This window comes from Bacillus sp. H1a, assembly GCF_000633475.1.
GTDB lineage: Bacteria > Bacillota > Bacilli > Bacillales > Bacillaceae_G > Bacillus_A > Bacillus_A paramycoides.
In genome coordinates this window covers 176,434-185,181 of sequence record NZ_AYMH01000019.1, presented here as the reverse complement: position 1 = coordinate 185,181, position 8,748 = coordinate 176,434, and the positions used below count along the sequence as shown (strand labels likewise).

Here is an 8,748-nt window from a genome sequence, read left to right as displayed (position 1 = left end):
TTGTTATTTCTAGTTCACCTTCTACTTTTTTATCTTGAACGATATGCTTAATAATTTCTCCATTCTCTTTTATTTCAAACGAGAATGTCTCCTCATTCATTACATATCCATTCGGCGCTATTGTTTCTTTATATGTGTACTTTCCGTATGGTAGTTTAAATTTCGCTACACCTTGCTCATTCGTTTTTCCTTTTGCTACTTCTTTTCCTTGTTCGTTATAAATTGTAAACTCTGCATTTGGTAGTTTTGTATTTCCATCTGCCACATCTACTTTTGTTATTTCTAGTTCACCTTTTACATTTTCATTTTTCATTTCTAATAAAGCAATTTCACCAGTTTTCACTTCAATTTTTTTAACATTACTGTCTAACACATATCCAGCTGGTGCTTGAATTTCTTTTATGTTATATATACCGATTGGAAGATTATTCAATTCTGCTATTCCACTATTATTTGTAGTGACATGTTGTTTAAAATCTCCATTCACATTAGAAACTTCAAAGATAGCCCCTTTTAATACTTCCTTCTGTTCTCCTAATTTCATAATCTTTAAAGATCCTACTGATTCCCAGTTCACGATTAAATCTGTACTGATTTTCTCACTATTTCTTTGTAGCAATATCGTTGTGTTTTGAATTTTCCCCGAACCTTTAAAAGCAATTGCCTGTAAATTTGTTAAAGTAGATTTCACTTTCATTTTAAAATTCCCACTAATCGTATCTTTCGGGATTATAATTTTGAATTTTTCGTTAATTGATAATGTACTTTTCTCTTCTCCCCTTTCATTTACAATTCGAATGCCTTTAGGAGCATTTTCAGGCAGAATTGTATAGGAACCAGAAACTGCATTTGTTTGAATTGCATAAAACCCTGTTTCTAAATAATCACCTTTTTGTATTGCAGTTTGTGGATCTATAGGATTAACTTTAAAAAATACATCTTGTGATCCAGTTTCTTTTTTCGAAGCCTCTACTAAACGCTTCATAAGATTATGTACTTGTTTATTTTTTGCAACTAAATCTTCTTCAGTTAATTCATTCGCTGCAATCCATACTGCTAATTGTGTAGCATAATGTGCTTCTTCCACTGTAGCTACACCTAATTCCGATGGGCTTTTTTGAGGATATCCATTAAGTAAAACACGATATACAGCATCAGATGTTTTTCCCATCTCAGGTAAATCATCTCCATTAGGAGAACGTAAATCAGGCGTTAAACAATACGCAATACTACCCGAAGCAGTTTTAATTATTTCCGTCTTTATTTCACGATCTTTTGCTTTACTATAACTCCAATCCATTCCATATGTTTCTCTGTTCATTACTTCTGCCTTTACTTGTGGTATTCCAATTCCTAACAAAATAATAAGAGCACTTAAAAAACTAAACCATTTTCCTACCATCTTTCGTTCCACTCTCTCCACCACCATATATAAATTTCTACATGAAGCAATCTTACTGTTTCATTGTACTTATAAGTGAAAAAAAGAGAATAGGTGGTTTTTTTGTAGCATCTTGTCGAATTGTTGAGAAAGTTTCAAAGCAATAAGCAACTTTAAAATTGCTCGTTCTCATGCTGCTATTGACAAATGGGTATTACATACTTAAACTTTTCAAAAATAATAAAAAGGCACTTCCTAAGTGCCTTTTTGATTTACGAAAAAACAAATTTCAAACTGATACATGTCACTTATCTTTTTCCTTTATCTCCATCAATAGCTCAATGATTTTCTCATTTTGCTCAACTTGTTTCTCAGAATTTTGATAGATGAAACGAACCCATCTAAATAAAAAAATTACAAGAAAGAATGGTACAATAGTAAATAGAAAACCAATTATCGAAAAGTTTGAATCCATAGATTATCACCTCATTACCTACATCCTTCTTCATCCTTCTACTAAATCCTTTAATTTTTTCAAACCAAAAAAAGAACCTATCAAACGATAGATTCTTCCTTCACAAACTGATCCGAACGACCTCTCGTAATTGAGAAAATCGCACAGAGCAATGCCAATATTATAAAACCGCCGCCTACCCACGCATTATTTATAACAGATGATTTCTCAATAACAACTCCGCCTACTGTTGAACCGAGCGCAATACCTAAGTGAAGTGCTGAGTTATTTAAGCCTTGCTGAATACCAGCTGATTCCGGCGCAATCTCAATTAAATAATTTTGCTGTGCAGGTGAAATCGCCCAGCTCAGCATACTCCAAAGTCCCATCATAATAATGAAAAGTGGGAATGAGAATGTCATCATCGGCAACATGAATATTGCACAGGCAAATACGATAATGACGGAAATAATACTTTTCTTCGATCCCCATTTATCAGCAAGCCATCCACCGAAGCCACCGCCGATTACTGCTGCGATTCCGAAAATAAAGTAAAACACACTAATCCAGTTTGCTTCAACATGCATGACATCTTTTAAGAAAGGTGTTAAATATGCATATAGTGTTAAATGCCCCGTTAAAAATAAAAATGATGTTAACTGTGCACTTACAATTTTTTTATCTTTTAACGTAGCGATTTGCTCTCTTATTGATAGCACCGATGTCGGTGGTACTTTCGTTAAGAATAATGAAATACAAGCAATTGCCATAACAGTTAATATCAAAATTAACACAAATGGTGCACGCCATCCGTATGCATTTCCGAGTACAAGACCGAGCGGTACTCCAAGTACGAGCGAGCCACTAATCCCCATGAAAATGATTCCAATTGCACGCGCACGAAAATGCGGTTCTACTACACTAGATGCAAGTGTTACCGACAGTGCAATAATAAGCGAACCACCAGCTGCACAAATGACCCTTGAGAACATTAACATTCCGTAATTCACACTACATGCTGAAATGATATTTCCAATTAAGAAAATCGATAATGCCCCAATGTATAATGTTTTTCTTTCGAACTTCCCTGTTAATGCTAATAAAACTGGACCTGACAAAGCAAATACTACCGAATATACGGTTATAAGCTGACCAGCTGCGCTAATCGACACACCTAAATCATTGGCAACTAAATCGAGCGTTCCTCCTATAATTAGCTCAACCGTTCCGACTACGAAAGCCGCGATAGCTAAAATATACACACGAAAATTCAAGACTTTCCCCACACTTTCTTTTAGGTTACTACCGCTATAGTAACCTAAAAGAAAAATGGACGCAAGTATAATTTTTTCACAATAAAAAGGCAGGCGTATTATACGCCTGCCTTCCAATCATTAAACTCCACTTTCTTTCTTCTTATTTAAATACCAATACACCGGCAGTCCAGTAAATATAATTCCAATTGATAAGAAACAACTTACCGGATCGTTAATAATCGCACTACCAATTACAAACAATGATCCTAAAATCGCAACGATCGGTACAATTGGGAATAGCGGTACACTATATGCACGCTCTTTATCCTTGTTACGTTTTCGTAAAATGAATACACCAATAAATGTCATTACATAGAAAATATAAATAATAAATACGGAAATCTCAGATAGCTTATTCGGATCACTAATAATCATTAAAATAATTCCTAAAATGATTTCAGCAGTAATCGCATTTGCTGGTGTTTTGAATCTCGGATTTTCTTTTGCAATAAACTTAGAAAATGGAAGTTGTCCACGCTCTGCCATCGACATCGGAATACGTGGGAACGTTAAAATCTTTCCATTTAAACAGCCGAAAATAGAAACGATAATACCGATACTAATAATTTTTCCGCCATATTCTCCAAGTAACATGCCCGCAGCTGTCGCTGTTGCATTTTCTCCAAGGTCTACAATTTTCGCTGCTGGTAATACATTTAATAACGCTAAGTTAATTAACACGTAAGCAGCCGTTACAATTAAAATCCCAACTGTCATTGCTTTCGGTAATAACTTTGTTGGATTCTTCATTTCTCCACCAATCGAAGCGAGTAGAATCCAGCCGTCATAAGCAAATAACGTTGCTAAAATTGCCATTCCGATACTTTGATTTTCTGATATCGGCACAACTACGTTAAAGATATCGCTATTCCCTTTCCAAAAACCTAACACAACAATTAATATAATCGGAATCATCTTCCCAATTGTCGTGATTGTTTGAACGATACCTCCGTATTTTGTTCCCATACTATTTACAACGCCTAGGAACACAACTGTTCCAATTGCGATTGGTAAATTCCATACTTTATCTAAATAGAAAAAATTAATCATTAAAGAACTAAAGTACAAACCTAATGTTCCAATAATAGCTGGTCCATAAACAATCGTTTGCATCCAACCTGATAAATAACCCCAAAAGCTTCCGTAAATCTCCTCTAAATACGTATACAACCCACCATTTTTCGGAATTTGCGCTCCAATTTCGGCTACTGTTAAACCACTTGCTAACGTCAACAAACCACCAATTACCCAAGCAAGAATAGCCATATTAGAACTCCCTGAGTAATCTAATACGCTCCCTGGTTTCATAAACACACCAGACCCAATAATAGTTCCTACTACGATAGAAAGTGCTACTGTTAAACCAATTTTATTTTTCTCATCATGATGCATGCTGCGTATCCTCCTTCCAATTCTAGTGTGATGCAAAAATGAAATAAAAAAACACCCCTCCCTAAAAAAGGGACGAGTGTTATATTCGTGGTTCCACCCTTGTTTCAATTCGTAAAGTTACACACTTCACCAATTTCTCAAGTCTAAATAACGGTTTTTGCCGGCAAGCAATTACTAGGTATCCGTTCACTGCTGCAGTTCAGAGGTGGTAATCGATTTCCCCGTATTAGGAAGCTCACAGCCAAAGGCTTCCCTCTCTGAGAATCGTAAAAAATTGATCATGTCCTCATCATCACTTCTTGATGTCGAATTTTGTAGTTATTGTTCATTATATTGAATTGTTAGAAAAAATCAATATATATTTTATATAACATAAGAAATATTTCTCTCCTTATATTATAACAGAAGCTACAATATTTCTCTAATCTCCTCTTCCATGAACGACATGAGATGGTACATAAAAATATATCGGCGATTTTCAAAACACATCGATTATCCAACAAAAAACGACAATAATAAGAGGAGGCTGTTCCAAAGACAGCCCCCTCGCATATGTACCTTTCGGTTGCCCACACGAAAGATACAACATAGTTCAATTATTTATCTTCGTTTTTCATAAAAAACTTATGATGTGGCAGATCAACATTCAATTCCGCTAGTTGTTTCTTTTCATTTTCTAGAATCGCTTTCGCTTTTTCTTTTGTTGCTGCATCTAAGTTCGCAAAGATGTCTTCATGCTTCTCTTTCTCAGGAAGTTTCACACCTAATTTTGTTAATTCCGCTTTCGCTTGCTCACGAGTTAATTTCCCGGATTTTTCTTGCTCTAAAATTGACTTCGCTTTTTCTTTTGTCGCCTCATCTAATCCTGCAAACATGTCCTTGTGATTACCCTTTTCTGGGGATTTCACACCTAGTTTTGTCAATTCCTCTTTTGCCTGTTCACGAGTTAGTTTCCCGGATTTTTCTTGTTCTAAAATTGACTTCGCTTTTTCTTTTGTTGCTTCATCTAATCCTGCAAACATGTCCTTGTGATTACCCTTTTCTGGGAATTTCACACCTAGTTTTGTCAATTCCTCTTTTGCCTGTTCACGAGTTAGTTTCCCGGATTTTTCCTGTTTTAAAATCGACTTCGCTTTTTCTTTTGTTGCTTCATCTAATCCTGCAAACATATCCTTGTGATTACCCTTTTCTGGGGATTTCACACCTAGTTTTGTCAATTCCTCTTTTGCCTGTTCACGAGTTAGTTTCCCGGATTTTTCTTGCTCTAAAATTGATTTTGCTTTTTCTTTTGTCGCTTCATCTAATCCCGCAAACATGTCCTTGTGCTTATCCTTCTCTGGGAATTTCACACCTAGTCCCTCTAATTGTTTCTTTGTATCATCCATAATTGTTTTCACTTTTTGTTTCGTTGCCTCATCTAAATTCTTCTTCGCAGTTTCTTTTGTAACTTGCTCAGCTGCCGGGGTATTAGTTGCCGCAAACGCCGGTACACCAACTCCTCCTATAATTCCAAATGATAGAGCACCTGCAATTGCTAAATACCCAACTGTTTTCTTCTTCATAGGAAATTTCCTCCTTCATATTTCTAAAGCGTGTACACTTTCGTATACAATGCCAATAGTAATGTTGATTTCTTAAAATTTCCTTAACGAGTTAAATAAAATGGAACTTTAATCAGTGGGGGTTTTGTTCATCCCCCACTGATTATTAGCCCACACCAATCGGGCATTTACGAAAAAAAACACCGCTCATCACGAGCGGCGTTTTTCTAAGCTTTTTGTAATTGTAATTCTTCACGTTCCATTACTTTTCTTAACACAATTGTTTGTGTCATTGTAAATAAGTTACCTGTAATCCAATACAACACAAGTCCTGACGGTGCCGCAAATCCCATAAATAAAATCATTGCCGGCATCATAATTTGCTGTATTTTCAGCATTTGTACTTGCTCTCCAGGCGTTACATTGGATTGGAACACCTTCATTTGAATAAATGTTGTGAACGCTGCAATAATCGGTAATATATGATACGGATCTGCATGTCCTAAGTTCACCCATAAAAACGAAGATATACGAATCTCTTCAGTTCGGCTAATCGCATAATACAAAGCAGAGAAAATTGGCATTTGTATAAAGATTGGCCAGCACCCAGCTAATGGATTCCAACCGCCTGATTTCATTAGTTCTGACATTTCTTTTTGATACTGCTTTTGTTTTTCAAGATCTTTACTCACATCACCGTGTTTCTTTTTCAGCTTCTGTAATTCAGGTTGCATCTTTTTCATTTTCATTTGACTGCGATATTGCGAAACAGCTAATGGAATCATTGCTGAACGAACAACAAGTGTAATGACAATGATAGCAATCCCGAAACTTCCACCAGGTATATGATGAGCAACAAATTGAATCATAAACGAGATTGGATATACAAAATAATGGTTCCAAATTCCCGTACTATGTGAATCAATTGTGCCTGCATTACTACAGCCTGATAAAACAAAAACAAGTAATATTGATAAACTAATGAGCGCAGCTCGGTATGATTTTAACATGTTCATTCCTCCAATGTTTCGTAATTAATTAGCGAAACATTGGTGTATACGGACCTACCTCGTCACTCTCTCCACTCGATTCTTGTCTGCGAACAGAACGAATCATTCCATATTTATAAAAAATAGAAAATAGCGGTACATTTCCTATACCCTCTTCACATGTATCAACTAGTTTAAAAGCTCTCTGTCTACCACTCGATGCTTGCTGGCGTACGAAACGAGAAACGTTAGCAAGAAAAAAGACTTCTAATAAACAAAGCGCCGTCGTTACAAACGATATATATAAAATTGCATCCTGCAATAAAAATTCCATCGCTTCACATCCTTAATAAAGTCATTTTAGCACATTCAACAAACATTCTCTATTTCCTTTTATTTTCAAAAAAGAATTTTGCATATTTTCTCAAAAAAACTATGCTAGAAAATCAATGTATTCGCTTTCTTTAGTATATTCACACACATCTTTGAATAGGTTTAATTTGTTAGAAATTTATAAAATTTTTGCATTATAATAAAACTATTGCCAGTTTTTGAAAAAAGCTTTATTCTCTTCTTGTAATCAAAAATGAATATGGAGATGAAACATACTATGGGTCAACTAGGAGACGCCGATTACGTTCCCGACACCGCCTTTTTATCCTTCCCAGCAGCTAAAACATTTCACCTAGAATTTATAATACAGTTGATTGTTATTTTTATAGCTTCTATTTTGTATGCAATTTCTATGAATATGTTTTTTATCCCGCATAATATGATTAGCGGTGGATTCGCTGGCGTAGGGATGATTATCGGTTATTTAATGCACTACAATATCGGTGCACTTATCTTTTTACTAAACATTCCTCTTCTTATTTTAAGTCACTTTTACTTAGGAAAGAAGACAACCTTTTTAACAGCATACTTTGTAGCTATATCATCTTTAGCGATGAATATTATCCCGGTACATCAAGTTTCAGACGATATTTTATTATCTTCTGTATTCGGTGGTGTCATCTGCGGCGCGGCCTCAGGAATTATATTCCGATTTGCTTCTTCAACAGGTGGTTTTGATGTTGTTGGATTGATTGTAGCGAAACATCGCGATGTTTCAATTGGAGCAATCATCTTTGGATTCAACTTAATTTTACTTGTTGCAGCAGGATTCATTTTCGGATGGGATATTACGCTTTATACGTTAATTAGCCGGTTTGTAGTCAGCAAAGTAATTGATGCTGTGCATACGAAACATATTAAATTAACGATAATGACAGTTACAGAAAAAGGCGAGGAAATAAAAAGCGCACTACTACATCGCGGCATACGTGGCGTAACAATGGTAGATGCTGTCGGCGGCTATACAAACCATAAGAAAAAAATGATTTACACTGTCGTAACTCGCTACGAGTTAGGCGAAATGAAACGTATCATTCGCCAAGTAGACAATCGAGCATTTATGAATATTACTGAAACCGTTGAAATTGTTGGACGTTTCAAACGTATATAAAAAGGCGCAAGGAACTACAATTCCTTGCGCTTTTTATTTTTTACACTTATTACAAAATCAGATAATTCTATTATTGTGTCCCTAAATGTGTTATAATGAAATTAGACTTACAAAAAAAGAGTATATAGACTTGGAAGTTTCTCTTATTATTATAAGCAAAAAGAAACGAGA

8 protein-coding genes are annotated in these 8,748 nt (G+C 35.4%); 1 reads left to right on the top strand and 7 read right to left on the bottom strand.

What is annotated here, in order from left to right:
- The 7 genes from U860_RS0109205 to U860_RS0109170 all read right to left on the bottom strand — a co-directional run.
- On the bottom strand, positions 1-1,429 hold a 1,429-nt coding region (locus tag U860_RS0109205), incomplete at its 3' end, for a thioester domain-containing protein (RefSeq protein WP_205206305.1).
- 256 nt (positions 1,430-1,685) lie between these two features.
- Positions 1,686-1,856 (bottom strand): hypothetical protein, encoded by a 171-nt coding sequence (locus U860_RS35810; RefSeq protein ID WP_033795392.1) that lies wholly within the window; start codon positions 1,854-1,856, stop codon positions 1,686-1,688.
- An 80-nt stretch (positions 1,857-1,936) separates the two neighbouring features.
- Positions 1,937-3,121 (bottom strand): MFS transporter, encoded by a 1,185-nt coding sequence (locus tag U860_RS0109195; protein ID WP_025148289.1) that lies wholly within the window; start codon positions 3,119-3,121, stop codon positions 1,937-1,939.
- A gap of 108 nt (positions 3,122-3,229) precedes the next feature.
- A complete protein-coding gene (locus tag U860_RS0109190; protein ID WP_025148288.1) occupies positions 3,230-4,543 on the bottom strand; it encodes an amino acid permease in 1,314 nt (437 codons plus the stop codon).
- Between the two features lie 596 nt (positions 4,544-5,139).
- Positions 5,140-6,105 carry a hypothetical protein gene (locus U860_RS0109180; RefSeq protein ID WP_025148286.1) on the bottom strand — a complete coding sequence of 322 codons (966 nt, stop codon included), beginning with the start codon at positions 6,103-6,105 and terminating at the stop codon, positions 5,140-5,142.
- A gap of 206 nt (positions 6,106-6,311) precedes the next feature.
- On the bottom strand, positions 6,312-7,094 hold the full coding sequence (locus U860_RS0109175) for a membrane protein insertase YidC (protein WP_025148285.1): 783 nt from the start codon (positions 7,092-7,094) through the stop codon (positions 6,312-6,314).
- A 28-nt stretch (positions 7,095-7,122) separates the two neighbouring features.
- Positions 7,123-7,407 (bottom strand): hypothetical protein, encoded by a 285-nt coding sequence (locus U860_RS0109170; RefSeq protein ID WP_025148284.1) that lies wholly within the window; start codon positions 7,405-7,407, stop codon positions 7,123-7,125.
- 276 nt (positions 7,408-7,683) lie between these two features.
- Here U860_RS0109170 and U860_RS0109165 point away from each other — a divergent pair, with 276 nt between their 5' ends.
- Positions 7,684-8,577 carry a YitT family protein gene (locus U860_RS0109165; protein WP_002174091.1) on the top strand — a complete coding sequence of 298 codons (894 nt, stop codon included), beginning with the start codon at positions 7,684-7,686 and terminating at the stop codon, positions 8,575-8,577.
- Positions 8,578-8,748: the final 171 nt, after the last annotated feature.

Bases quoted from the DNA above. Each gene is read 5' to 3' on its own strand.
- U860_RS35810 (WP_033795392.1), bottom strand. From the start codon at position 1,856: ATGGATTCAAACTTTTCGATAATTGGTTTTCTATTTACTATTGTACCA.
- U860_RS0109190 (WP_025148288.1), bottom strand. From the start codon at position 4,543: ATGCATCATGATGAGAAAAATAAAATTGGTTTAACAGTAGCACTTTCT.
- U860_RS0109180 (WP_025148286.1), bottom strand. From the start codon at position 6,105: ATGAAGAAGAAAACAGTTGGGTATTTAGCAATTGCAGGTGCTCTATCA.
- U860_RS0109175 (WP_025148285.1), bottom strand. From the start codon at position 7,094: ATGTTAAAATCATACCGAGCTGCGCTCATTAGTTTATCAATATTACTT.
- U860_RS0109170 (WP_025148284.1), bottom strand. From the start codon at position 7,407: ATGGAATTTTTATTGCAGGATGCAATTTTATATATATCGTTTGTAACG.
- U860_RS0109165 (WP_002174091.1), top strand. From the start codon at position 7,684: ATGGGTCAACTAGGAGACGCCGATTACGTTCCCGACACCGCCTTTTTA.